Below are 24770 nucleotides of genomic sequence, written 5' to 3' on the forward strand. Positions count from 1 at the left end.
GACCCGGCAACCCGGGGAGCCCGGGGAGCCCGCCGGGTCGAGGTCAGCCGCGGAACGTGTCCGCAGCGGCCTGGATGCGCCCGACGTACGACCGCCACCAGTCCGCGCTGCCCTGGTCGTCGCGGTCGCGGCCCGCCTGCCCGTCCAGCGTCTCGCGCAGGATCTCGGCGTGGCCCGCGTGCTGGGCGGTCTCGGCCACGACCCGCACGACGAGGTGGCCGAACGTCGTGTGCCGGTTCTCCGGACGCCACCACTCCACCTCGGCGGGGGCGTCGAGCGGCACCTCGGCCAGCGCGGCGTCGGCCAGCACCCAGGCCTGCCGGTACAGGCCCTCGACGTACTCGCGCGACTGGTCGGCCGTCGCCCAGAGGTCTGCGGACTCCCAGACCGAGCCGTCCTCGTTCCAGGGCAGCACCGGGGCCGGCCGCCCCACCGACTCGACCAGGTAGGCGAGCTCCACCCCGGCGAGGTGCTTGACCAGGCCGAGCAGGTTGGTGCCGCTCGGGACCAGCGGCCGCCGGATGTCGTACTCCCCCAGCCCGTCGAGCGCCCGCATGACGGCGCCGCGTCCCTGCTGCAGGTAGTGGTGCAGGTCCGCGGCAGACCCGGTCAGGGGCGGGGCCTCGCTCATGCGGCGAACCTATCCCGGCCCGCAGACAGCCGGGTCCCTGGACACGGGTGCGCCACACGAGTCCGCCACCACGAGGGCATCCTGGTCGAGGGCGTGCTAGTCGAGGCGGTCGGCGGCCACGACGCCGCGCATGACGGCGTCGACGGCCTTGCGGGACGTCGTGCGCAGCTGCGGTTCGGGCGCGGCGTCACCGATCTGGCCGAGGAGGTCGACGACCTGCTTGCACCGGCGCACGAAGTCGCCCGCCGCCATGTCCGAGCCGCGCAGCACCTCCTCGAGCCGGCGGCCGCTGGCCCAGCGGTGCATCATCCAGGCCATCCCGGCGTCGGGGTCGCCGGTCAGCGGCAGGCCGAGGTCGCGCTCCCGGTCCTCGAGCTCGGACCACAGCCGGGTCATCTCCCGCACCGCCTCGGCGACCTCGTCGGTGGGCATGCGCGGGCTGACGTCGGTCTCGTCGCGCCGCGGCTCGTGGATGAGCGCCGACACGACCGCCGCGAGCCCGGCCGGGTCGAGCCGCTTCCACACCCCGAGGCGCAGGCACTCCGCCGCGAGCAGGTCCTTCTCGGTGTACAGCCGGCGCAGGTGCTCGCCCTGGTCGGTGACCGCGGAGCCGTCGTCGGACAGGTAGCCCATCTCGGAGAGCAGGGTGCAGATGCGGTCGAACGTCCGGGCGACGGAGTTGGTGCGTCCCTCGACCTTGCGCTGCAGACCGACCGTCTCGCGCTTGAGCCGCCACCACCGCTCGGCCCAGCGGGCGTGGTCCTCCCGGTCGGGGCACTGGTGGCAGGGGTGGGCGCGCAGCTGCCGCCGCAGGTCGGCGATCCGCTCGTCCTCGGTGACCCCGTGCCCGGCACCTCCTGCGGCGCCCCGCTTCGGCGGCGGGTCGTGCGGCACGGCGATGCGCAGGGTCGTGGCGAGGTCGCGACGGGCCTTGGGGCTCTTGGCGTTGAAGTGCGGTGGCACCTTGGCGGTCGTGACGGCCTCGACGGGGACGGGTACGTCGGTGAGGGTGAGGCGCACCAGGTGCTTGTCCTCGGTGACGACCGACGGGAGCGTCGTCTCGCCGCGGTGGGTGCGCGCCGGTTCGACGACGACGGCCCACCCGGCCCTGCGACCGGCCGGGATCTTGATGACGTCGCCGATGCGCAGGGACTCCAGCGAGATCGCGGCCGCCGCCCGTCTGCTCGCCGAGCGTGCCTTGGCCCCCTCCTTCTCGACCTGTGCGATCTCGCGTCGCAGCGCGGCGTACTCGGAGAAGTCGCCGAGGTGGCACTGCATGGCCTCGGCGTACCCCTCGAGCCCCTCCTCGTTGCGGCGGACCGAGCGGGCGATGCCGACGACGGCACGGTCGGCCTGGAACTGCGCGAAGGAGGTCTCAAGGATCTCCCGTGCGGTCTCCCGGCCGACCTGGGCCACGAGGTTGACCGCCATGTTGTACGTCGGCCGGAACGACGAGCGCAGCGGGTAGGTGCGGGTGGAGGCGAGCCCGGCGACGGCCATGGGGTCCATCCCGCGGTTCCACTGCACGAGCGCGTGGCCCTCGACGTCGATGCCGCGCCGGCCGGCCCGGCCGGTGAGCTGGGTGTACTCGGCCGGGGTCACGTCGGCGTGCGTCTCGCCGTTGAACTTGACCAGCTTCTCGATGACGACCGTCCGGGCCGGCATGTTGATGCCCAGCGCCAGCGTCTCGGTCGCGAAGACCATCTTGGTGCGCCCGGCGGTGAAGAGCTCCTCGACGATCTCCCGGAACGTCGGCAGCATGCCCGCGTGGTGGGCGGCGAAGCCCCGGGTGAGGCCGTCGACGAAGTCCCAGTAGCCGAGCACGCCGAGGTCCTCGTCCGCCAGGGAGGACACACGCTCCTCGACGACCCTGCGGATGCGCTCGCCCTCGGCCTCGGGGATGAGCCGCACGCCGTCGCGCAGCAGCTGCCCGACGGCTGCCTCGCAGCCCACCCGGCTGAAGATGAACGTGATCGCCGGCAGCAGGCCGTCGCGCTCGAGCCGGCGCACCACCTCCGAGCGGGTCGCTCCCCCGCCGGGGCGACCACCCGAGCCGCCCATGACCCGGGCCGCCCCTCCGGCGCCCCCGTCGTTGCCGCCGGGGCCGCCGGGCGCACGGCGCCCGCCGCCCCGGCCGTAGCGATCCCCGCCGCGCCCGTACCGGTCCCCGCCGCGGCCCCGTCCCCCGCGACCCCCCGAGTCCCAGCCGCTGCGCTGCTCGGTGGTGCGGATGGCCTGCAGCAGCTCGGGGTTGACCCTCGTCGCGCCGTCACCGGTGGCCGGTGCGGACGCCTCGTCGACGAACAGGTCGTACATGCCCTGCCCGACCATCATGTGCTGCCACAGCGGGACCGGCCGGTGCTCGGCGACGATGACGTCGACGCCACCGCGGACCTCGGACAGCCAGGCGCCGAACTCCTCGGCGTTGCTGACCGTCGCCGACAGCGACACGACCTGCACGTCCTGCGGCAGGTGGATGATGACCTCCTCCCACACGGCGCCGCGGAACCGGTCTGCGAGGTAGTGCACCTCGTCCATGACCACGAACCCGAGCCCGCGCAGGGTGGTCGACCCCGCGTACATCATGTTGCGCAGGACCTCGGTGGTCATGACCACGACGGGCGCCTCGCCGTTGACGGACGAGTCGCCGGTGAGCAGCCCGACGTTCTTGGCCCCGTGCTGACGGACCAGGTCGTTGTACTTCTGGTTCGACAGCGCCTTGATCGGGGTCGTGTAGAACGCCTTGCGCCCCGTCGCCAGCGCCAGGTGCACCGCGAACTCCCCGACGATCGTCTTGCCGGCGCCGGTGGGTGCCGCGACGAGGACGCCTCGGCCGGTCTCGACGGCGGCGCAGGCCTCCTCCTGGAACGGGTCTAGGGGAAAGTCCAGCGTGTCCGCGAAGGCGGTGAGCTGCGGCCCTCGACGGGCCGCTCGCTGGACCGACGCGGCATACCTCTCGGCGGGGGTGGCCATGGGGCGAGACTACGTGGCGGGTGGCGTCAGCACCGTCAGGGCACCCGGCACGGTCTCCAGGGTGAGCGGCAGCGGGGCGAACCGCTCGCCGTCGGCGTATGCCACGATGCCGTCGGCCTCGAGCGTCACCTCGCGCCCGCGCAGCACCTCGACGGCCGGGTGGCCGAGGTGGCGGCCGGAGAAGACCTTGGGGAACACCTTGAGGAACTCCAGGGTGCTGATCTCGTGCAGGATGACGACGTCGGCCAGGCCGTCGTCGAACCGCGCGTCGGGCGCGACGCGCATCCCGCCCCCGTAGGACGGGCCGTTGGCGACGACGACGAGCATCGCCCGCGTCTCCTGTCGCACGCCGTCGACGGTGACGGCGTACGGGATCGCGTGGAAGAGCGGCAGCTCGCGCAGGATGGCGAGGTTGTAGCGCATCTGGCCCTTGGGCCACGGCCAGGTGTTCGCGCGCTCGTTGACGAGGGAGTCGAACCCGGCACCGAGCACCCCGGCGTACCACCGGTGCACACCGTGGACGTCGACGTGGCGCACCGCGTCGATGCTGCGCGGGACGCCGGTCGTCACCAGGTCGGCCGCCCGCACGGGGTCGTGCACGGGCAGGCCGAGCCCGCGCGCGACGTCGTTCCCCGTTCCCGCGGCGATGACGGCCAGGGGCGTCTTGGTCTCCGCCGCGAGGTTCACCCCGAGGTGGACCATGCCGTCACCGCCGACGACCGCCAGCACGTCCAGGCCCTGCGCGATGGCGCCGAGCGCGCGGTCGCGCGCCGCGGCATACGTCTCGTCGGAGAGGTCGAGGACCTCGTGGCCGGCCGCCCGCAGGCGGTGGGCGACCTCGAGGCCCAGGCTCATGCCCCGGTTCTTGCCGGAGGTCGGGTTGACGACCAGGCCGACCCGCCTGGCGCCCGCGGGGAGGGGTGCCACGCGCGGAGGCTACAGGCTCGAGGCCTCGTCGTCGGCCACGTCCGCCCACTCGGGCCGGGCCCGGCGACGGCTGCGCTCGATCAGCTTGGCGACGCCGATCGCGGCGAAGTAGAGGACGACGAGCGGGCCGGCCATGAGGAACATCGTGAACGCGTCGGGCGTCGGCGTCAGGATCGCCGAGAGCACGAAGATGCCGAAGACGGCCGGGCGCCAGGCCTTCACCATCGCCGAGGAGGGCAGCACCCCGATGGCGCTGAGTGCGACGAGGAAGACCGGCATGAGGAACGCGCCGCCGAAGGCGAGGATGAAGCGGGTGACGAACGAGAAGTAGTCCGACACCTGCTGGATGTTCGAGGCTCCCGACGGCGTGAAGCCGTACAGCACGGCCAGCACCTTCGGCAGCACCCAGTACGCCAGGGCGCAGCCGCCGAGGAACAGCGGCACGGTGGCGGCGATGAAGGCCAGCGAGACCCGCCGTTCCTTCTTGGTGAGGCCCGGGACGATGAACGCCCACAGCTGGTACAGCCACACCGGGCTCGCGCAGATGACGCCGGCGAAGATCGAGATGCTCAGCTGCTGGGAGAACGCCGCGGTGGCGTTGCCGAAGTTGAGGCTGATCGCGCTGCCCGGGTGCGCGTTCTTGTAGTCGTTGAACGGCGCGGCGAGGCGGCCGTAGATCTCCGGGTAGTAGATCCAGCCCAGGACCGACAGGACCAGGACGGCGACCGCCGCGATGACGACGCGCCGGCGCAGCTCGCGCAGGTGGTCCCCCAGTGACATCCGCCCGTCGGGGTTTCGGGCACGGCGGAACGCCATCGTGGGCAGGGTGGGCGTGTCGGTCGAGGTCAGGCTGCGCCGGAGGAGTTGTCCGTGCGGGGCGAGTTGTCCTCACGCACCGGGGTGGTCCCGGCGGCGTCGGTCTCGGTGCCGGGCACGGTCTCGCCCTTGACGGTGTCGCGGCTCGCGGCGCTCTTGCCGTTCTTGCCGTCGTTCTTCATCTCGTCCACCTCGGACTTGAAGATGCGCATCGACCGCCCGATCGAGCGCGCGGCGTCCGGGAGCCGCCGGAAGCCGAAGAGAACGATGAGCAACACGATCAGGATGATCAGGTGCCATCCCTCGAACAGTCCGCGTCCCATGGTGGTTCGTTCCCTTCAGCCGGGTGCCCGGCGTGGTGTGGTGCTGTGTCGGGGCCAGTCTAGGCGGCGCGCGACCCTCGGTGGCGCGCAGTCCACGTGGCGCGTCGCGGGTGTCGGCGCCTCAGTCCAGGTGACGTGCCCAGGCCGGGCGGCGGGCCGCCTGTCGGGCCCGCCTCTCCTGCCTCAACGAGGCACGGGTGCGCTCGCGTTCCCGGCGCAGCAGGCGCGGGTCGCCGAGCAGGTCGGGCGTGGGCGGTGCCGACCGGTCGCCGAGCCGGTCCGCGGCCGCCTCGAGCGCGGACAGGGTCTCGGTGGCCCGGGTGAGCTCGGCGGTGAGCTCCTTGAACTGTCCCCAGACGCCCCAGGCCCGCGAGGCGAGGTACACCAGCGCCACGACCACGAGCAGCGCCCAGATGAGCACCCACCACCACATGCCTTCGACCCTACCGGTCCGTGGCGGGGCTGTCGGGCCGCGGGCCGTCCGTGGGGCCCGGCTCCTGCTCCACCCCGTATGCCGCGAGCGCCTCGCGGGCGCCCTGCGCCACCGCGGTCGCGACCTCGGCCGGGGCGACGACCGTGCCACCGCCACCCAGGCGCCACAGCAGCCGCCGCAGCCAGAGGGTGTCGGCGGTGCGCAGGGTGACCGTCTGCGACCCGTCCGCGGCGTCCTGCACCGACTCCACGGGGTAGTAGTCGCTGACCCAGCGGGCGCCGGGCTCCAGCCGCAGGGTCACCAGCGTGTCGTCGGGGCGCGGGGTGAAGGCCCCGGCGTCGAGGTCGCGCAGCTGCGCGTCCGGCGGCGGCGTGCCGTCGACGTCGAGCACCTGCAGCGCCGTGATGCGGTCCATCCGGAAGGTGCGGGTGTCCTGGGCGCGGTGGCACCAGCCCTCGAGGTACCAGCGCGAGTCCAGGTTGACCACCCGCATGGGGTCGACGTCGCGCTCGGTCGACTCGTCCCGGCTCGGCACGAGGTAGGTCAGGTGCACGCGTCGGTGCTGCTCCACGGCGCGGCGCGCGTCGGCGAGCAGCTGGGCCTCCACGCCCTCGTCGATCGCGACCTGGACCCGGGCGGCGGCCTCGCTGCTCGCCCCGGTCGCCTCCTCCAGCTTGGCCATGGCGCGCTCGATCGCGTCCCGCTCCCCCAGCCCGGGCACGCTGGCGAGGGCGCGCAGCCCCACCATCAGCGTGAGGGCCTCGTCGCGTCCGAGGCGCAGCGGCCGGGCGATGGTGTCGGCGTTGCTGACGAAGACGCGACCGCCCTCCCACTCGGCGTCGATGAGCTCGTCGGGCATCTGGCCGTAGCCGCACAGGTAGAGCAGCCGCAGGTCGGTCTCGAGCTGCTCGGGGGTGATGCCGAGGTCGGTGGCGGCCTGCTCGACGTCGATGCCCTGGCGGTTGACCAGCCACGGGACCATCGTGAGGAGGCGGCCGAGCCGGTCGGTGGCGGTCTCCTGTGGCGGGCGGGGGGTGCGGGCACTCATGCGGCACCCCCGTGGGCCGCGAGGGCACCCCGCAGCCGGGCGACGACGAGGTCGCGCACCTCCGGGGGCTCCTGCACGACGACGTCGGCGCCGTACCCGCTGACCTCGTCGGCCAGGGCGTCGTCGTCGGTGAACGGCACCTCCAGGAGGGTCCACTCCCCCGCGTCGGTGGTGCTCGTGGCCCGACGGCGCAGCGTGTGCCCGCGGCCCGCGCGCACCCGCACCCGGGCGGTCCGCGGCCGCTGCTCCCCCACGGTGGTGCGGATCATCTCCTGCGCGCGGTGGTCTGCCGGCACGGTGTACGGCTCGGCCCGGCGCACCTCGGTCACCGCGCCGTCGATCCGCGACAGCCGGAACACCCGGGGTGCCTCCCGGTCGAGGTCGAAGCCGGTGAGGTACCACCGGCCGTGCCACGAGGCGAGGCCCCAGGGCTGCACGCGCCGCTCCTGCACCTCGCCGGCCCCGCCGGTCTGGTAGCCGAACCGGATGGTGCGCTGCCCCACGACGGCGTTCTTCACGGCCTCGAAGGCGGGCTCGCGGGTGCCGAGGCGCGGCTCGATGCCGACGAGCGAGTCGCCGTCGCGCTCGATCCCGGACGCCTTGAGCTTGCGCAGCGCCTGGGCCGCCGGGCCGGCGAGCGAAGCGTGCGCCCACGTGCGGCTGGCCAGGCCGAGCACGGCCAGCTCGTCGGGCTCGAACGCCACGTCCGGCAGGGCGTACTCACGCTGGTCGATGCGGTAGCCCACCTCGTCGTCCCAGAGACCGCCGATGTCCTCGGTGACCAGCGGGATGCCGAGCTCGCGCAGCTCGTCCTTGTCGCGCTCGAACATGCGGTCGAACGCCTCGTCGGTCTTGGCGTCGCCGTACTGCGGCACGACGTCGCGGATCCGCGACTTGGGCAGCGGGCGCCGGGTGTACAGCAGGCAGAGGACGAGGTTGAGCAGCCGCTCGGTCTTCGCCGCAGGGCCGGTGGGTGAGCTCACCGGCCCGACGCTACCGGAGTGCCCGCCTGCTGCCGGTGGCTACTCTGCGTGTCGTGATGCAGTGGCGCGAGGGTGTCGTCGAGCAGGTCCGCGACCGCTGGCCCGGGGCGGTGGAGTATGCCGTCCGGCTGGCCGGCCCCGCGGGCGGGGTCGTGCGGGCCCTCGCGTACACGGAGGTCGTCGGCGAGCCGGAGGTCGGCGACCGCGTGCTGCTCAACGCCTCGGCCCTGCTGCGCGGTCTCGGCACCGGCGGTCTGGCGTTCGTCGTCGCGGCCCCCGACCGGCTCCCGGCCGACCCGCCCGCGCAGGACGGCCACATCGTCAAGGCCCGCTACACCCCGCAGCAGCAGATGTTCATGGCGGTCGACGAGCAGGACAGCCCCCACCACGCCACCCTCACGTCCGGCCCGGCGGTCGACGTGGAGCTCGACGGCATGCCGGTCGTCGTCGCCGACCTGCACTCGGCCCTGCCCGCGGTCCTGGCGGGGATCCGGGCCGAGCGCCCGGACGCCGTCGTCGCCTACGTCATGACCGACGGCGGGGCCCTGCCGGTCGCGTTCTCCCGCACGGTCGCCGCGCTGCGCGAGGCGGGCTGGCTGGCCGGCACCGTGACCGTGGGCCAGGCCTACGGCGGCGACCACGAGGCGGTGACCCTGCACAGCGGGCTGCTGGCGGCCCGCCACGTCCTCGACGCGGACGTCGTCGTCGTGACGCAGGGGCCCGGCAACGTCGGCACCGGCACCCGGTGGGGCTACACCGGGGTCGCGGCCGGGGAGGCGCTCAACGCCGTGTCCACCCTGCACGGCCGGGGCGTCGCCGCGCTGCGCGTCTCGGACGCCGACCCGCGCGAACGCCACCGCGGCATCTCCCACCACAGCACCACGGCATACGGGCGCATCTGCCTGGTGCCCGCGGACGTGGTGGCCATCGACCCCTCCGACGACTTCGAGGCACTCGTGCTGCGGCAGGCCCAGGAGCTCGTCGCGGAGGCCTCCGGCACCGCGGTGGTGGTGCAGGTCGAGGGCGAGGGCCTCGACGAGTCGCTGGCGACCTCTCCCGTCAGGCTCTCCACCATGGGGCGCGGGGTCGAGGAGGACCGTGCCGCCTTCCGGTACAGCGCAGCAGCCGGGCGGTGGGCCGCCCGGCTGCTGTCGGAGTAGCTGCGCGGCTCAGCGACCGCGTGGGGAGAACGCGCTCAGCGCACGTCGACGAGGTCGACGACGAAGATCAGCGTCTCGCCCGGCTTGATGACGGCGCCCGCGCCGCGGTCGCCGTAGCCGAGGTGCGGCGGGATGACCAGCTTGCGCCGGCCGCCGACCTTCATGCCGACGATGCCCTGGTCCCAGCCCTGGATGACGCGGCCGGCGCCGAGCGGGAAGTCCAGCGGCGCCCCACGGTTCCAGGACGCGTCGAACTCCTCGCCGGTGGAGTGGGCGACGCCGACGTAGTGCGCCAGGACGGTGTCGCCGGCCTTGGCCTCGCGGCCGTCGCCCTCCTCGATGTCCTCGATCACGAGGTCGCTGGGCGCCTCGTCACCGGGGAAGTCGATCTCCGGCTTGGTGGTGTTGGGGTCGAAGCCCATGTGGCTCTCCTGTTCGGGGGTTCGGGTGGGTGCGGCCGGAGACGTGCGGGTCAGTAGGCCGCGAGGATGTCGACGACGAAGACGAGCGTGTCGGTGCCCTTGATGCCGGCCTGCGGCTGGCCGGCCGCGCCGTACCCGTCCGCCGGGGGCACGAGCAGCAGCAGCCGGCTGCCGACCGTGGATCCCACGATCGTGGAGTCCCAGCCCTTGATGACCTGCTGCTTGCCGATGACCGTCTCGAAGTACTTCTGCGGCGTCTTGGCCGAGGAGTCGAAGACCTTGCCGGTCGACAGGACCGCTCCGGTGTACGCGACGCGGACCGTCTGCCCGGACTCGACCTTCGGGCCGGTGCCCTCGATGAGCGGCTGGCGGATGGTCTTGGCCGGGGCCTTGGCGTTCTTCGGCATCGTGATGGTCGCCTGCTGGCCGGGCTCGACCTTGACGGTCGGCAGGCCGGCGGCCGGCTTGACGGCCTTGCCCTCGGCGGAGGCCAGCGGCTTGGTCGCCGACTGCACGTCCATGAGGAAGACGACCGTGTCCTTGGCGCCGACCTTGAGCTCGGTGTTGCCCTGGGTGCCGAAGGCGTCCTTGGGCGGCATGGCGACGAGGATGCGCGAGCCGACCTTCTGGTTGGCCAGGCCCTTCTTGAGACCGGGCAGCAGGTCGTTCGCGCCCAGGTTCAGGCCGAGGTTCTGCTTGCCGTAGTTGGAGTCGAGGACCGAGGAGTCCTTGCCGTTGAGCAGGACGTACTTGATGCTCACGATCTCGTCGTTGGCTACGACGGGGCCGTCACCGGGCTTGACCACCCGGGTCGTGGTCTCCGCGACGCTGAGCGGCTGCGGCTGGACCTTGACGGTGGGGGCGGTGGTGTCGCTGCCACCGGTGACGGTGATCTTGTCGAGGGGCGAGCCCTTGCCGTCGCTGCCGCTGCCGCAGGCGGTGAGGGTCAGGGCCGCCGCGAGGACGGCAGCGCCGAGGGCATGGATACGTCGTGGGTGCACGGTGGGGGCTTTCGATCGGGGTCGGACCAGCGCCCACCATAACCACGGGGGCTGTGTGTTCCCGAAACGGGCTCAGCCGCGCATGCCCTCGATGAGCCGCTCGACGCGGGCGTCGACCGCCGCGAACGGGTCCTTGCACAGCACGGTGCGCTGGGCCTGGTCGTTGAGCTTGAGGTGCACCCAGTCCACCGTGAAGTCGCGCCGGTGCTCCTGGGCGGCCCTGATGAAGTCGCCGCGCAGCTTGGCCCGGGTCGTCTGCGGCGGCGTCGTCTTGGCCTCGAACACCTCGGGGTCGGTGCAGACGCGGGCGGCGCGGCCGTGCTTCTGCAGCAGGTAGAACAGGCCCCGCTGCCGGTTGACGTCGTGGTACGCCAGGTCGAGCTGGGCGATGCGGGGGTGCTCCATCGGCAGGTCGTGCTTGGCCATGTACCCGGTGATGAGCTTGTGCTTGATCACCCAGTCGATCTCGGTGTCGACCAGCGACAGGTCCTGGGTCTCCACGGCCCGCAGGGTGCGCTCCCACAGGTCGAGGACCTGCTTGTGGATCGGGTCCTGCAGCCCCTCGCGGTCGGCGAAGGCCGTCGCGCGCTCGAGGTACTCCCCCTGGATCTGCAGCGCCGACAGCTCGCGGCCGTTGGACAGCCGGACCGTCTTGCGGCCGGTCATGTCGTGGCTCATCTCACGGATGGCCCGGATCGGGTTCTCCAGCGTGAGGTCGCGCACGACGACCCCGGCCTCGATCATCCGCAGGACGAGGTCGGCCGAGCCGACCTTGAGCATCGTGGTCGTCTCGCTCATGTTCGAGTCGCCGACGATGACGTGCAGCCGGCGGTAGCGCTCGGCGTCGGCGTGCGGCTCGTCACGGGTGTTGATGATCGGCCGGCTGCGCGTGGTGGCGGAGGAGACGCCCTCCCAGATGTGGTCGGCGCGCTGGCTGACGCAGTAGGTCGCGCCCTTGCTCGTCGTGACGACCTTGCCGGCCCCGCAGGTGATCTGGCGGCTGACGAGGAACGGGATGAGCACGTCGGACAGCTGCTGGAACTCGCCGGCACGACCGACGAGGTAGTTCTCGTGGCAGCCGTAGGAGTTGCCGGCCGAGTCGGTGTTGTTCTTGAAGACGTAGATCTCGCCCTCGATGCCCTCCTCGACGAGCCGCTCCTGGGCGTCGGCGACGAGCCCCTCGACGATCCGCTCCCCCGCCTTGTCGTGCACGACGAGCTGGCGCACGTGGTCGCACTCGGGCGTGGCGTACTCGGGGTGCGACCCCACGTCCAGGTAGAGCCGCGACCCGTTGGACAGGAACACGTTCGAGGACCGACCCCAGGACACGACCTTGCGGAAGAGGTAGCGCGCGACCTCGTCCGGCGTGAGCCGCCGCTGGCCCTGGAAGGTGCAGGTGATGCCGTACTCGTTCTCGATCCCGAAGATCCGGCGCTCCATGACGACACTGTAGGCCGCACGCGCGTGCTGCGGGCGGCCGTCCACGCATCGGCGCAGGTCAACGCCCGGTAGGTAAAGGGATGGTCCGAAAGGTCCGGCCCTGGCTGCATCCACGGCCCGGCATGCGACAGACTGACGCCATGCCCGACGCCCCCACGGACGCGGCGAGCCGGCCCCCCGGCCAGACGACCGTCCAGGTCGGTGACCTGACCCGGCACACGCAGTCCATCCTCGAGCGCGCCCAGGCCTACGCCGACGCCATGCGCGCTGAGACCGACGAGGTCCTCGCCACGGCCCGTTCGGAGGCCGAGGAGCTGCGCGCCCGTGCCCGGGAGCTGCTCGAGGACGCGGAGCGACGGCACGCCGACGCCGCCCGGGACCGCGACCAGGCCGGCCGTGCCCTGCAGGAGGCGCAGCAGGAGGCCCAGTCCCTCGTCGCCGACGCCGCCGAGCAGGCCTCGATGCTCACCGAGTCCGCCACCCGCACCAGCGACGAGGCCGTCACCTCGGCCCGTGCCGAGGCCCAGTCCCTCCTCGAGGGGGCCACCGCGCACGCGGAGCAGCTGCGCGCGGCAGCCCAGGCCGACTACGACGCCGCCATGGAGCGGTATGCCGCGCACGAGCAGGAGCGCGACGCGGCCTTCGCCGCCGGGGTGGAGCGGATGGACGCCCACTTCGCGCAGCGCGACGAGGAGCAGCAGGCCGAGCTCGCCGCCCTGCGCGAGGCCGCCGAGCGCGACGTCGCGGAGGTGCGGGCCAGGGCCGAGGCCGAGTCCGAGCGGCTCACGGGTGAGGCGGTGCTGCTGCGCCAGGACGCCGAGCTCGAGGCCGCGGCACTGCTCGAACAGGCCCGCACCGATGCCCGTGAGCGTCTCGAGCGGGCCCACGCCGAGGCCGGCGAGATCATGACCCAGGCCGAGGAGCACCTCAAGTGGGGCCAGGACACGGTCCGCAGGATCCTCGACGAGGGCGAGGCCGAGGTGGCCCGCCAGCGGCGGGAGACCCACCGCGAGCTCGCCGCCCGGATGCGCTCGCGCCGCCAGCTCATCCAGAGCGCGCTGGCGCGTGCGGCGCACCGGGCCCGGTCCGAGCGCGAGGCCGCGCGTGCCGAGGCCGAGCGGCTGCGCGCCCAGGCGGAGGCCGTCATGACCGCTGCACAGGCGCACGCCCAGCGGACCACCACCGCGGCCGAGGAGCACGCCGAGCGGGTGCAGCTCTCCGCGGCCGAGACCGAGCGCGCAGCCGACGAGCGGGCTCGCCGCCGGGTCGAGGAGGCCGAGAAGGCCGCCCGTCTCGTGCGTGAGCGCACCGCGGTCGAGATCGAGCGGCTCCAGCGCGAGACGCACGAGAACCACCGCCAGGCCCGCGAGCAGCTCGTCAGCACCACGACGCAGGCTCGGGACGAGGCCGACCGGGTCCGTGCCGAGGCCCGGGCGATGCTCGAGCGCGCACGGGCGGAGGTCGCCGTCCTCGCCGCCCGCCGTGAGGACATCACCAAGCAGCTCGGCCACCTGTCCGGCGTCATCGACGCGCTCGCCGTGCCCGAGCGTCCCTCCGCGGGTGCCGCCGGCAGCCCGCACCCGCAGGAACCCAGTGCCGTCACCGCCACCGACGTGGCTGCCGTGGCCGGCACCGACGAGACCACCCCCGACTCCCCCACCACCGAGAACGAACGGACCGACCATGAGTGACACCACCTCCTTCCGCAGCGTCCTGCGCGGCTACGACCCGGCCCAGGTCGACCAGTGGCGCGCCGAGAACGCCAGCGCGTTGGAGCAGGCCCGGCGGGAGGCCGCCGAGCGCACCGTCGAGGTGAGCGAGCTGCGTGCCTCCCTCGCGGCCGCGCAGGAGGAGCAGGCGCAGATCCGCCGCTCCCTGCAGGAGCTGCAGGCCGAGCAGCGCAAGGCGGCCGCGCCGACCTACACCGACCTCGGCGAGCGCATCGGCGCCATCCTGAGGATGGCCGACGAGGAGGCCGCCGAGATCCGCGCCAACGCCCGGGCCGACGCCGAGACGCTGGCGGGGACCTCCCGCCTGGCCGCCGACCAGGCCCGCACGGACGCCGACCGGTACGCCGAGTCGGTGCGGGCCAAGGCGGACGCCGAGGCGACCCGCGTGGTCGAGCAGGCCAAGCAGCAGGCCGACGCGATCCTCGACGACGCCGACCGCGAGGCCTCTGCCCGTCGCGAGGAGGCGGAGGCCTTCTACGAGCACCAGCGGGCGCGGGCCGCCGCGTCGGCCGCCGACTTCGAGGCCACCCTCGGCCAGCGCCGGGACAAGGCCGCTGCCGAGTTCGCGGCCCAGATGGCCCAGCACGAGCAGGCGCTGACCCAGGCGCAGCAGCGGGCCGAGCAGCTCGGCGCCGAGAGCGAGCGGGCCCACGCCGAGTCCCAGGCCGAGAGCACCCGCCTGCTCGAGAACGCCCGGGCGGAGGCCGAGCAGCTCGTCACCGCCGCCCGCGAGCAGGCCGAGCGCATCCGCCGCGACTCCGAGCGCGAGCTCGCCGCCGCGACCGCGCGCCGCGACAGCATCACCGCCCAGCTCAGCAACGTGCGCCAGATGCTGGCGACGCTGGGCGGCGCCGCCATGGTGGGCGAGCTCGACGAGGCCGTCGCGCCCGCCGCGGACCACCCCGCCGCGGCCGCTGCGTCCGGGCAGGACGAGCCGGCCGCCGCGGGCGACGAGGACGTGGCGGCCGAGCAGCAGCCGACGCAGGACGCCGCCGAGCCGGTCGGGGAGTCCGACGAGGCGGACGCCGACGCGCAGGCCGATGACGACGCGTCCGACGAGGACGAGGTCGACGAGGCCGACGAGGCCGACGCCCGGGACGACGAGTCCGGCGACGACGTGGCTGAGGCGAAGGGCGGGGCGGACCGCCGCGCGACCAGCCGCGCCTGACGCCACCCTCCGACGACGGGAGCGCCCCCACCCGGGGCGCTCCCGTCGCGCGTCAGCCCTCAGCGCAAGCGGTCGACAGGCCGTCGGCCGCCGTGGTTGCGTGGCGCCATGGCGAGGTTCCTGGTGCTGGGCGGGACGGCCTGGCTGGGCCGCGAGGTCGCCGAGGAGGCGGTGCGGGCGGGTCACGAGGTCACCGTGCTCGCACGCGGGGAGTCCGGGCCGCCCCCGGCGGGCGTGCGTGTCGTGCGGGCCGACCGGAGCAGTCCCGGCGCGTACGCCGAGGTCGATGGCGAGTGGGACGTCGTGGTCGACGTCGCGCGCCAGCCGAGCCACGTGCGCGGCGCGGTGGCCGCGCTGGGGCCCCGCACGGGCACGTGGGTGTTCGTCTCGTCCTGCTCGGTCTACGCCGGCCACGACCAGCCGGGGGCCGCCGAGTCCGCGCCGCTCCTACCTCCCAGCGAGACCGACGAGGACGGCTTCGAGACCTACGGCGAGCGCAAGGTGGCCTGCGAGCAGCACGTCCTGGCGGCCCTGCCCGACCGGGCCCTGGTCGCCCGCGCGGGGCTCATCGGCGGACCCGGGGACGTCTCGGACCGCACCGGATACTGGCCCCTGCGGTTCGCCCACCCGGCGACCACGGACGGCTCGGTCCTCGTCCCCGACAGCACGGTGACAACTCAGCTCGTCGACTCCCGGGACCTCGCCGCGTGGCTCGTCCGGTCCGGCGCACAGGGCGCGAACGGCGTGGTCAACGCCTCCGGTCCGACGCTCCCCCTCGCCGAGCACCTCGCCGCCGCACGGCGCGTGGCCGGGCACGAGGGCGAGCTCGTCGCCGTGCCGCAGGAGTGGCTCGCGGAGCACTCCGTGGCGCCCTGGAGCGGCGAGCGGTCGTTGCCGATGTGGCTCCCCGTGCCGGAGTATGCCGGCTTCATGGCGAGGGACACCTCCGCCGCGCAGACCCTCGGGCTGGTCACCCGACCGCTGGAGGACACCCTCGAGGACGTGCTGGAGTGGGAGCTGCGGCAGGGGCCGGGACGGCCGCGCCGGGCCGGCCTGTCCCCCTCCGAGGAGCGGGAGCTGCTGGTCCGGGCGCGAGGCGACGAGGACCTGCCGTGAGCGGCGCACACGCGTGCTGCCGGGAAGTGGGTCTGCGCACCATGTCCGGCGGCACCGCCGGCCCGTAGCGTCGTCGGTCCGACCGACCGACCGTGGCAGGGGGAACGACGTGGACGCGGGGACCTGCCAGGTGCCGGTGGCCGGGGGCGCACTGACGGTGCACCTCCTCACGCAGGCGCCGGCCGGGACCGGGACCGTCCTCGCCCTGCACAGCATCTCCTCGAACGGGCTGGCCTGGCAGCCGCTCGCCACGACCCTCGCCGGCGGCCTGTCCGTGGTGGCGCCGGACATGCGCGGACGGGCAGAGAGCTCCCGGCTGCGCTCCACCGGGCTCGCCGACCACGTCCGCGACGTGCTCGCCGTCATCGAGCACCTCGGCCTCGAGCGACCGGTGCTCGCAGGGCACTCCATGGGTGCGTTCGTCGCCGCCCTGGCTGCGGCGAGCCGCCCGGACGTCGTGGGCGGGGTGCTGCTCGTCGACGGCGGCCTCGCCTACCCGACTCCGGGCAGCTTCGACGTCGACGAGGTCCTCCACGGGATCATCGGCCCGGCCATGGACCGGTTGACCATGACCTTCGAGGACGACCAGGCGTACCTGGAGCACTGGCGGGAGCACCCGACCCTCGGGCCGGCGCTGGCGCGCACGAACGGTGACGCGCTCGCGGCATACCTGCAGCACGACCTGGCCGGCGCACCGGGCGCCATGCGCTCGAGCAGCTCGCTGGAGTGCGTCCGGGCCGACTGGGCCGACATGATGAGCGACCCGGCCACCCTCGCGGCGGTCCACACGCTGCAGTGCCCCGCGGTGCTCGCCTGGGCCGCGCGCGGTCCGCTGGGGCAGGAGCCGGGGCTGTACTCCCCCGCGCGCCTGGCGCAGGCTCACCTGCCGGCAGACGTCCGCACGGTCCGGCTGGACGCCGACCACTACGGCACCCTGCTCGACCCGGGCAGCCTCGACGCGCTCGCGGACGCCCTCCTCGCCCTCGTCGCAGGTCCACGATCCGGACGCGGCATCCACATCCCGATCAGGTAACGGCATGTTTGGTCTCGGCAAACACCGCGTTACCTCTGGGAGGACCCCGACATGGCCACGCTGCGACTGGGCGACGACGCCCCCGACTTCACCGCCCCGACGACCGAGGGCGAGCTGAGCTTCCACGAGTGGAAGGGCGACGGCTGGGCCGTCCTGTTCAGCCACCCGGCCGACTTCACGCCGGTGTGCACGACCGAGCTCGGCCGCGTGGCCCAGCTCAAGGACGAGTGGGCCCGCCGCAACACCAAGGTGCTCGCCGTCTCCGTCGACGCCCTGGAGGACCACGAGGCGTGGAAGGGCGACATCGAGGACGTCGCCGGCACCTCGGTCGACTACCCGATCGTCGCCGACGCCGACCGGAAGGTCGCCGAGCTGTACGACATGATCCACCCCGGCGCGGGCGACACCTCCCCCGTCCGCTCGGTCTTCCTCATCGACCCGGCCGGCAAGGTCCGCCTCTCCCTGACCTACCCCAAGAGCGCCGGCCGCAACTTCGACGAGATCCTGCGGGCCCTCGACGCCCTGCAGGTCAACGACGCGGGACCCTTCTCCACGCCGGTCGACTGGAAGCAGGGCGAGCGGGTCATCGTCGCCCCCACCGTGTCGACGGAGGACGCGCGGGCGCGGTTCGAGGACGTCGAGGAGGTCAAGCCCTACCTGCGCTACGCCGCGGCGCCCACCGCCTGAGGCGGTTCGCCCGGCGAACGGGGCCGGCGCGGCATACGTTGTCCGGCATGAGCCAGAACGACGTGACCACGCTGACCGTCCCCGTCACGGGCGGTGACCTGCCGGCCGACCTCCACCTGCCGCCGAGCGGGCAGGGCCCGGGCATCGTGCTCCTGCAGGAGATCTTCGGCGTCACCGGGTACATCAGCGGGCGCGCCCGCGACCTCGCCTCGCAGGGGTACGTCGTCCTGGTGCCGCACATCTACTGGCGGCTCGGCGACCAGGTCGTCTCGGAGGCGCAGGACGGGCTGCCCGAGGCCATGGGGCTGCTCCAGCGGCTGGACTGGGACGCGGCGGTCGCTGACGCGTCGGCGGCCCTCGCCGCCCTGCGCGAGCGGGACGAGGTGCAGGGGCCGGTCGGCGTCCTCGGCTTCTGCTTCGGCGGTGGGCTGGCGTTCGCGACGGCCGCCGCGACCCTGCCGCAGGGCGCCGGCCCGGACGCCCTCGTCAGCTACTACGGGTCCGCCCTGCCGGACCTGCTCGGCCTCGCGCCCCAGGTCACCTGCCCGAGCCTGCACCACTTCGGCCTCGCCGACGACTACATCCCCCAGGACAAGGTCCGTGAGATCGAGGACGCCGTCACCGCCGATGGGCGCGACGCGACGTTCCTGACGTATGCCGGCGCCGGCCACGCGTTCGACAACCCCTCGCCGCTCTTCCACGACGCCGACGCCTCGGAGCAGGCCTGGGTCGCCACCGGGCAGTGGCTGGCCGAGCACCTGCCCGTCTGAAACCCCACCATCCGGGGCCTCGAGCCGTCCGGGTGCCCGCGACGGGTCCCGGACGGCTCCTGTGTCAGGCGTCGTCCGCCGGCCGCTGGGTCTGGGGGTTGGTGGACTCGTCGCGCACGGTGCCCTCGCCCGTGAGGGTGTCGTGACGGCCGGGCGTGCGGTCGTCCTCGGACGGCGCGTCGTGGGTCGGGTCCTCGGTGCTGAGCAGCGCCTCCAGCAGCGCCCCGCCGATCCGCCGGAAGGTGCGGCGGGGGCGTTCGCGGTCGAGCACCGCCACCTCGAGCTGGGCCGCCGTGAGGCCGCGGTCTGCGCCGCCGGACGGGTCCTTGCCGAGCTCGCCGACGGCCAGCGTGAGCGCCTCGCCCAGGCTCATCCCCGGACGCCAGCGGTCCTTCAGGCCGGTCTCGATCGAGTCGGCCGCCCCGCCCATCGCGACGAACCCGTGCTCGTCGGCGACGGAGCCGTCGTACGTCAGCCGGTAGATCTGGTCGTCGGCGTCGCTCTCGCCGACCTCCGCCACGACGATCTCGACCTCGTAGGGCTTGGACTCCTGCGTGAACACCGTTCCGAGGGTCTGCGCGTAGGCGTTGGCCAGGCCGCGGGCGGTGACGTCGGTGCGGTCGTAGGAGTAGCCGCGCAGGTCGGCGTACCGGACGCCGGCCACGCGCAGGTTCTCGAACTCGTTGTACTTGCCGACCGCCGCGAAAGCGATGCGGTCGTAGATCTCGGACACCTTGTGCAGCGCCCGGGACGGGTTCTCCGCGACGAACGCGATCCCCTTGTCGTAGCCCAGGACGACGACCGACCGGCCGCGGGCGATGCCCTTGCGGGCGTAGTCGGCCCGGTCCTTCATCAGCTGCTCGGGCGAGACGTAGAACGGCATGCTGCTCATCGCGCACCTCCCGGGTTGCCCTGGCGTCCGGCGATCACGGACTCGACCACCTCGCGCAGCGCCTCCTCGGCGGCGAACCGCACGCCCTGGAGGTCGACGACGGCCACGGTCGGCCAGATCCGCCGGCCCACGTCCGGGCCGCCGGTGGCGGAGTCGTCGTCGGCCGCGTCGTAGAGCGCCTCGACCACCACGCGCACGGCGTCGTCGGCGGACAGGCCGGGGCGCCACAGCTTCTTCAGTGACCCGCGGGCGAACAGCGAGCCCGACCCGACGCTGTGGTGGTCGTGCTCCTCGTAGCAGCCGCCGGTCACGTCGTAGGAGAAGATCCGGCCCAGGTTCCGGTCGAGGTCGTACCCGGCGAACATCGGGACGACCGCCAGGCCCTGCATGGCCATGCCGAGGTTGGCGCGGATCATCGAGGCGAGCCGGTTGGCCTTGCCCTCGAGCGAGAGCAGCGTGCCCTCGATCTTCTCGTAGTGCTCCAGCTCGACCTGGAAGAGCTTGACCAGCTCGATGGCGAGGCCCGCGGTGCCGGCGATGCCGACTGCGGAGTACTCGTCGGCGGCGAAGACCTTTTCCATGTCGCGGTTGGCGATGAGGTTGCCCATGGTGGCGCGGCGGTCGCCCGCCATGACGACGCCGCCGTCGAAGGTCGCGGTGACGATCGTCGTGCCGTGCGGCGCCTCGAGCGAGCTGCCCGGGGGCAGTGCCCGGCCCGACGGGAGCAGGTGGGGTGCGTGCACCCCGACGAACTCGGTGAAGGAGGACGAGCCCGTGGACAGGTATGCCGCGGGCAGGCGCCCCGCGCCGGTGTCCGTGGTCACTGGCCGCCCTTCTGGACGAACCCGCGGACGAACTCCTCGGCGTTGGACTCGAGCACGCCGTCGATCTCGTCGAGGACGCTGTCGATGTCGGAGTCGAGGTTCTCCTTGCGGGCGCTCGCCTCGGGTGACGCCGGGGTGGGCTCCGGCGCCTCGTCCGGCGCGTCGTCCCGGCGCTGTGGTCGGCTCTGCTCCTGGCTCGGCATCTCCGTGACCTCCCGCTCGTGCTGCTCCGTCGGCGCTGCTGCGCCCCGTGCCTCCAACCTAGTGCGACCCTAACCCGATGCCGAGGCCAACTCGCGCAGGAGGGTGGCGGCGTCCGGACTGCGGTCGAGCAGCGCCCCGACACCGGCCTTGGTGCCGCGCAGCGGCTCGAGCATCGGCACCCGCTGCAGCGAGCTCTGGCCGGGGATGTCGAAGATGACCGAGTCCCACGATGCCGCCGCGATCTGGTCGGAGTACTTCTCCAGGCACTTGCCGCGGAAGTAGGCGCGGGTGTCGGTCGGCGGCTCGTGCACCGCGTGCAGGACCTCGTCGTCCTTCACCAGCTCCTCGAACCGGCCGGCAGCCCGCAGCTTGTGGAAGATGCCCTTGTCCGGGCGCACGTCGGACCACTGGATGTCGACGGCGCGCAGCCGGGGGTCGGACCACTCCAGGCCGTCGCGGTCGATGTACCCCTGGAGCACCTGCAGCTTGCCGACCCAGTCGACCTCGCGCGCGGCCTCACGCGGGTCGCGCTCGAGCCGGTCCAGCACGAGCGCCCACCAGCGCATGACCTCCGCGGTGTCCTCGTCCAGCTCCCCGGCATACCGGCGCTCGAGGTAGCGCTCGGCGAGCTCGTGGTAGCGCCAGAGCAGCTGCACCGCCGTGAGCTTCGTGCCGTCGCGCAGCTCGATGAGCTCGCGGCACGTGGGGTCGTGGCTGACCCGCTGCAGGGTCGAGACGGGCCGCGCGACGGTGAGGTCGACGTCGATCGCGCGGTCCTCGATCATCGCCAGCACCAGCGAGGTGGTGCCGAGCTTGAGCAGGTTGGCCACGTCGCAGTGGTTGGCGTCGCCGATGATGACGTGCAGCCGCCGGTAGAGGTCGGCCACGGCGTGCGGCTCGTCGCGGGTGTTGATGATCGGCCGCTTGAGGGTCGTCTCGAGCCCGACCTCGACCTCGAAGAAGTCGCTGCGCTGGCTGAGCTGGAACCCGGGGTTGCGGGAGTCGACGCCGATCCCCACCCGGCCGGAGCCGGTGAACACCTGCCGCGCGACGAAGAACGGCACGAGGTGGCGGACGATGTCGGTGAAGGGCGTCTCGCGCCGCATGAGGTAGTTCTCGTGCGTGCCGTAGGACTGGCCCTTGCCGTCGGTGTTGTTCTTGTAGAGGTTCACCCCGGGTGGGACGGCCGACAGCCGGCGGACGGCCTCGGCCATGATGAGCTCGCCGGCCCGGTCGAAGGCCACCGCGGCCCGGGGCGAGGTGACCTCGGGCGAGGAGTACTCGGGGTGGGCGTGGTCGACGTAGAGGCGGGCGCCGTTGGTGAGGACGACGTTCGCCAGCGTCGGGTCCTCCTCGTCGGTGAGCTGGCTCGCGTCGGCCAGCGCCCGCGCCATGTCGAAGCCGCGCGCGTCGCGCAGGGGCGCCTCGTCGGCGTAGTCCCAGGAGGCGTGGGCGGCCCGGATGCCCTGCATCGACGCGTACGCGTTGACCACCTGGCCGGACAGGATCATCGGGTTGGCTGCCGGGTCGCCCGGCACGGAGATGCCGTACTCGGTCTCGATCCCCATCACGCGGCGCACGGTCACGGTCACCACCCTAGGTGAGAGACTTCCGCTCCATGCGCCACTCCCCTGCTGCGATGCCGGTGCGGCTCGCGGCGCTGACGGCCCTGCTCGACCACGTCCTGCTGCCACCGGTCGAGCGGCTCACGCCCGACGAGATCGCGCGGCGCCGCGGCCGGACCTACCCGGCGCGCCCGCCGTTCACCTGGGTGACCGGACCGGTGGACCGCTCGGTGGGGATCACCTACGGCACCGCCCCCGCGCGGGACGGCTACGACATCCCGCTGCGCGTCTACCGGCCCCGTGCCGTGCGGGACACCGACACCGACGTCCCCGTCGTCGTCTTCCTCCACGGAGGCGGGTTCGTCGAGGGGAACGTGGTCTCCTACGACCCCCTGTGCACCCACCTCGCCGCGCAGGTGCGGGCCGTCGTCGTCAGCGTCGACTACCGCGTCGCCCCGGAGCACCGGGCCCCGACCGCGGCGCTCGACGCCTACGACGCGACCTCGTGGGTCTCCCTCCGGGGCGCGGTCCTGCGGGCCGACACCTCGCGGATGGCGGTCGTCGGCGACAGTGCCGGCGGGGCGCTGGCGGCCGTGACCGCCCAGCTGATGCGCGACCTGGGCGGTTCCCCGCTGCTCCACCAGGCCCTCATCTATCCCTCGACCGACATGACCCTGGGCTCACCGTCCATCGCCGAGCACGCCCACGCCCCGATGCTCACCCGCGACAGCATCCTGGCCTGTCGCGCCCACTACGCGCCCCGGGAGGCGGACTGGCGTGAACCGCTGGTGTCGCCGCTGTTCGGCCGGCTCGAGGGCCTGCCGCCGGCCCTGGTGCAGACCGCCGACCTCGACCCGATCCGGGACGACGGCGTGAGGTATGCCGCGGCGCTGCGGGCAGCGGGGGTGCCCGTGCGGCACACCAACTACCGGCGGGTGCCGCACGGCTTCGCGTCGATGCCGGGTGCGACCCCTGCCGGGCCCCGCCACCGGGCCGAGCTCGTCGCGGAGCTGCGCGCCCACCTGTACCCGGCGACGGTCCCGGATCGCGGCGACGCGGGCTAGGCTCGACCCGATCCGCCACGGACCGATCCCCCACGGACCCCACCGGGAGACGCATTGCGCGACATCGTGATCTTCAGCGGAAGCGCCCACCGCGCCCTGGCCCACCGCATCTGCGGGGCGCTGGGCGTCGACCTCTCCCCGGTGGAGATCAAGCGGTTCAGCAACGACTGCCTGCAGGCCCAGCTGCTGGCCAACTGCCGCCAGCGTGACGTCTACATCGTCCAGCCGCTGGTGCCGCCCACGCAGGAGCACCTCATGGAGCTGCTGCTCATGGTCGACGCCGCACGGGGCGCCTCCGCGGCGCAGATCACCGCGGTCATCCCGCACTACGCCTACGCGCGCTCGGACAAGAAGGACGCGTCGCGCATCTCCCTCGGCGGCCGACTCGTCGCCGACATGCTCGTCGCCGCCGGCGTCCACCGGGTCCTCACCATGACCCTGCACGCACCCCAGGTCCACGGGTTCTTCTCGGTGCCGGTGGACCACCTCACGGCCATCGGGGTGCTCGCCGACCACTTCCGCGGCACCGACCTCACCGACTCCGTCGTCGTCTCGCCCGACCTCGGGAACGCCAAGACCGCCACCCAGTTCGCCCGGCTGCTCGGCCTGCCCGTCGCCGCCGGGAGCAAGCAGCGGCTGGCGGACGACCGGGTCGTCATCGACTCCATCGTCGGCGACGTGGCCGGCCGCCGGGCGATCGTCCTCGACGACGAGATCGCGACCGGCGGCTCGATCGTGGAGCTGCTCGAGCGGCTCAAGGACCTCGGGTGCACCCGGGCGGACGTCGCGTGCACCCACGGGCTCTTTGCCGGGCGCGCGGTCGAGCGGCTGCGCGAGCACCCAATGGTGGGCGAGGTCGTCACCACCGACACGGTGCCGGCGCCCAGCGGGTGGCCGGAGCTGCGGGTGCGGACCGTGGCCCAGCTCTTCGCCGAGGCCATCAGCCGCATCCACGCGGGCGAGTCGGTGAGCAGCCTGTTCGACGGCGTCGACCCCACGCACGCGCCGCCGCAGGCCACCCTCTTCGACCGGGTGCACTGATGGCCGGTGGCCGCCCGGCTGCGCGCCGGCACCTGACGGGGTGGTCCGCCTGAGGGGCAGGATCGCGGCGTTCGTGGTCGACGCCGCCTTCGTGCTGCTGTTCGCCACCGTCGGCCGGGCCAGCCACCGCGAGGGCCTCACCGTCACGGGGGTTCTCGAGGTCGCGTGGCCCTTCCTCGTCGCCCTCGCCGTGGGCTGGGTGGCGGCGGTGCGGCTGCGCGGCTGGCCGGTCGGCGTGCCCGGTGCCGAGGTGGTGTGGCTGGTCACCGTCGTGCTCGGGCTGGGGCTGCGGGTCCTGTCCGGGGGCGGCTTCGCCTGGTCCTTCGGCCTGGTGACCCTGCTGGTGCTCGGCCTCTTCCTCGTGGGCTGGCGCTGCGCGGTCGCGGTCCTGCGCTTCGGGGGCGAGGGCCTCGCCCGGTGGTCGGCCCGGGCGGCGAACCGCCGCTGAGGCGGTGACCACCGGCCAGGCGGGCGGCCACCGCGGCACGCCCGGGTTTGAGTTTGGTAAGGCTTACCTAA

25 protein-coding genes are annotated in these 24770 nt (G+C 73.5%); 10 read left to right on the forward strand and 15 right to left on the reverse strand.

Going from position 1 to position 24770, the window contains the following annotated elements; genetic code table 11:
• Nucleotides 1-43 precede the first annotated feature (43 nt).
• From RKE38_RS17935 to RKE38_RS17970, 8 genes are all read right to left on the reverse strand, one after another.
• Nucleotides 44-631, reverse strand: coding sequence for a DinB family protein (locus RKE38_RS17935; RefSeq protein WP_316008832.1), 588 nt, complete (start codon nt 629-631; stop codon nt 44-46).
• A 96-nt stretch (nt 632-727) separates the two neighbouring features.
• A complete protein-coding gene (locus tag RKE38_RS17940) occupies nt 728-3604 on the reverse strand; it encodes a DEAD/DEAH box helicase (RefSeq protein WP_316008833.1) in 2877 nt (958 codons plus the stop codon).
• Between the two features lie 9 nt (nt 3605-3613).
• Nucleotides 3614-4531: a diacylglycerol/lipid kinase family protein gene (locus RKE38_RS17945; RefSeq protein ID WP_316008834.1), complete on the reverse strand. Its 918-nt coding sequence runs from the start codon at nt 4529-4531 to the stop codon at nt 3614-3616.
• A 9-nt stretch (nt 4532-4540) separates the two neighbouring features.
• On the reverse strand, nt 4541-5347 hold the full coding sequence (gene tatC / locus RKE38_RS17950) for a twin-arginine translocase subunit TatC (protein ID WP_316008835.1): 807 nt from the start codon (nt 5345-5347) through the stop codon (nt 4541-4543).
• Nucleotides 5348-5376: 29 nt separating this feature from the next.
• Nucleotides 5377-5670: a Sec-independent protein translocase subunit TatA gene (gene tatA / locus RKE38_RS17955; RefSeq protein ID WP_310156952.1), complete on the reverse strand. Its 294-nt coding sequence runs from the start codon at nt 5668-5670 to the stop codon at nt 5377-5379.
• Between the two features lie 121 nt (nt 5671-5791).
• Nucleotides 5792-6103, reverse strand: coding sequence for a hypothetical protein (locus RKE38_RS17960; protein ID WP_316008836.1), 312 nt, complete (start codon nt 6101-6103; stop codon nt 5792-5794).
• Between the two features lie 10 nt (nt 6104-6113).
• Nucleotides 6114-7151, reverse strand: coding sequence for a WYL domain-containing protein (locus RKE38_RS17965; protein WP_316008837.1), 1038 nt, complete (start codon nt 7149-7151; stop codon nt 6114-6116).
• Nucleotides 7148-8134: a helix-turn-helix transcriptional regulator gene (locus RKE38_RS17970; RefSeq protein WP_316008838.1), complete on the reverse strand. Its 987-nt coding sequence runs from the start codon at nt 8132-8134 to the stop codon at nt 7148-7150. Before RKE38_RS17970 ends, RKE38_RS17965 begins: the two co-directional genes overlap by 4 nt.
• Nucleotides 8135-8187: 53 nt before the next feature.
• On the opposite strand from RKE38_RS17970, the gene RKE38_RS17975 reads away from it, so the two are divergent.
• Nucleotides 8188-9294, forward strand: a complete 1107-nt coding sequence (locus RKE38_RS17975; RefSeq protein ID WP_316008839.1) for a DUF3866 family protein — start codon at nt 8188-8190, stop codon at nt 9292-9294.
• Nucleotides 9295-9329: 35 nt separating this feature from the next.
• Here RKE38_RS17975 and RKE38_RS17980 read toward each other — a convergent pair whose 3' ends face one another.
• The 3 genes from RKE38_RS17980 to pafA form a co-directional block, all read right to left on the reverse strand.
• Nucleotides 9330-9716, reverse strand: a complete 387-nt coding sequence (locus RKE38_RS17980) for an FKBP-type peptidyl-prolyl cis-trans isomerase (protein ID WP_316008840.1) — start codon at nt 9714-9716, stop codon at nt 9330-9332.
• Nucleotides 9717-9766: 50 nt separating this feature from the next.
• Nucleotides 9767-10717, reverse strand: a complete 951-nt coding sequence (locus RKE38_RS17985) for an FKBP-type peptidyl-prolyl cis-trans isomerase (protein ID WP_316008841.1) — start codon at nt 10715-10717, stop codon at nt 9767-9769.
• 72 nt (nt 10718-10789) lie between these two features.
• Nucleotides 10790-12157: a Pup--protein ligase gene (gene pafA, locus RKE38_RS17990; protein ID WP_316008842.1), complete on the reverse strand. Its 1368-nt coding sequence runs from the start codon at nt 12155-12157 to the stop codon at nt 10790-10792.
• A 140-nt stretch (nt 12158-12297) separates the two neighbouring features.
• On the opposite strand from pafA, the gene RKE38_RS17995 reads away from it, so the two are divergent.
• The 6 genes from RKE38_RS17995 (at nt 12298) to RKE38_RS18020 (ending at nt 18661) form a co-directional block, all read left to right on the forward strand.
• The gene (locus tag RKE38_RS17995; protein WP_316008843.1) at nt 12298-13848 is read left to right on the forward strand and encodes a hypothetical protein; all 1551 of its coding nucleotides are present in this window, start codon (nt 12298-12300) and stop codon (nt 13846-13848) included.
• Nucleotides 13841-15055 carry a hypothetical protein gene (locus RKE38_RS18000; protein WP_316008844.1) on the forward strand — a complete coding sequence of 405 codons (1215 nt, stop codon included), beginning with the start codon at nt 13841-13843 and terminating at the stop codon, nt 15053-15055. Before RKE38_RS17995 ends, RKE38_RS18000 begins: the two co-directional genes overlap by 8 nt.
• Nucleotides 15056-15163: 108 nt before the next feature.
• On the forward strand, nt 15164-16171 hold the full coding sequence (locus RKE38_RS18005) for an NAD-dependent epimerase/dehydratase family protein (protein WP_316008845.1): 1008 nt from the start codon (nt 15164-15166) through the stop codon (nt 16169-16171).
• A gap of 109 nt (nt 16172-16280) precedes the next feature.
• The gene (locus RKE38_RS18010; protein ID WP_316008846.1) at nt 16281-17204 is read left to right on the forward strand and encodes an alpha/beta hydrolase; all 924 of its coding nucleotides are present in this window, start codon (nt 16281-16283) and stop codon (nt 17202-17204) included.
• Between the two features lie 51 nt (nt 17205-17255).
• Nucleotides 17256-17891, forward strand: coding sequence for a peroxiredoxin (locus RKE38_RS18015; RefSeq protein WP_316008847.1), 636 nt, complete (start codon nt 17256-17258; stop codon nt 17889-17891).
• A 47-nt stretch (nt 17892-17938) separates the two neighbouring features.
• Nucleotides 17939-18661 (forward strand): dienelactone hydrolase family protein, encoded by a 723-nt coding sequence (locus RKE38_RS18020; protein WP_316008848.1) that lies wholly within the window; start codon nt 17939-17941, stop codon nt 18659-18661.
• 64 nt (nt 18662-18725) lie between these two features.
• Here the strand turns inward: RKE38_RS18020 and prcA are convergent, their stop codons facing one another.
• The 4 genes from prcA to dop form a co-directional block, all read right to left on the reverse strand.
• Complete coding sequence (prcA, locus tag RKE38_RS18025; protein WP_316008849.1) at nt 18726-19553, reverse strand: proteasome subunit alpha; 828 nt, start codon at nt 19551-19553, stop codon at nt 18726-18728.
• On the reverse strand, nt 19550-20377 hold the full coding sequence (gene prcB / locus RKE38_RS18030) for a proteasome subunit beta (protein ID WP_316008850.1): 828 nt from the start codon (nt 20375-20377) through the stop codon (nt 19550-19552). The genes prcA and prcB overlap by 4 nt, the downstream gene beginning before the upstream one ends.
• Complete coding sequence (locus tag RKE38_RS18035) at nt 20374-20580, reverse strand: ubiquitin-like protein Pup (RefSeq protein ID WP_091760181.1); 207 nt, start codon at nt 20578-20580, stop codon at nt 20374-20376. Before RKE38_RS18035 ends, prcB begins: the two co-directional genes overlap by 4 nt.
• A 69-nt stretch (nt 20581-20649) precedes the next feature.
• The gene (gene dop, locus RKE38_RS18040; RefSeq protein WP_410055481.1) at nt 20650-22161 is read right to left on the reverse strand and encodes a depupylase/deamidase Dop; all 1512 of its coding nucleotides are present in this window, start codon (nt 22159-22161) and stop codon (nt 20650-20652) included.
• Between the two features lie 38 nt (nt 22162-22199).
• On the opposite strand from dop, the gene RKE38_RS18045 reads away from it, so the two are divergent.
• The 3 genes from RKE38_RS18045 (at nt 22200) to RKE38_RS18055 (ending at nt 24699) form a co-directional block, all read left to right on the forward strand.
• Nucleotides 22200-23210: an alpha/beta hydrolase gene (locus RKE38_RS18045; protein ID WP_316008851.1), complete on the forward strand. Its 1011-nt coding sequence runs from the start codon at nt 22200-22202 to the stop codon at nt 23208-23210.
• A gap of 54 nt (nt 23211-23264) precedes the next feature.
• Nucleotides 23265-24251 (forward strand): ribose-phosphate pyrophosphokinase, encoded by a 987-nt coding sequence (locus RKE38_RS18050; RefSeq protein ID WP_316008852.1) that lies wholly within the window; start codon nt 23265-23267, stop codon nt 24249-24251.
• A gap of 73 nt (nt 24252-24324) precedes the next feature.
• A complete protein-coding gene (locus RKE38_RS18055; RefSeq protein ID WP_316008853.1) occupies nt 24325-24699 on the forward strand; it encodes a DUF3054 domain-containing protein in 375 nt (124 codons plus the stop codon).
• The last annotated feature ends 71 nt before the right edge of the window (nt 24700-24770 follow it).

This window comes from Phycicoccus sp. M110.8 (genome assembly GCF_032464895.1).
GTDB lineage: Bacteria > Actinomycetota > Actinomycetes > Actinomycetales > Dermatophilaceae > Pedococcus.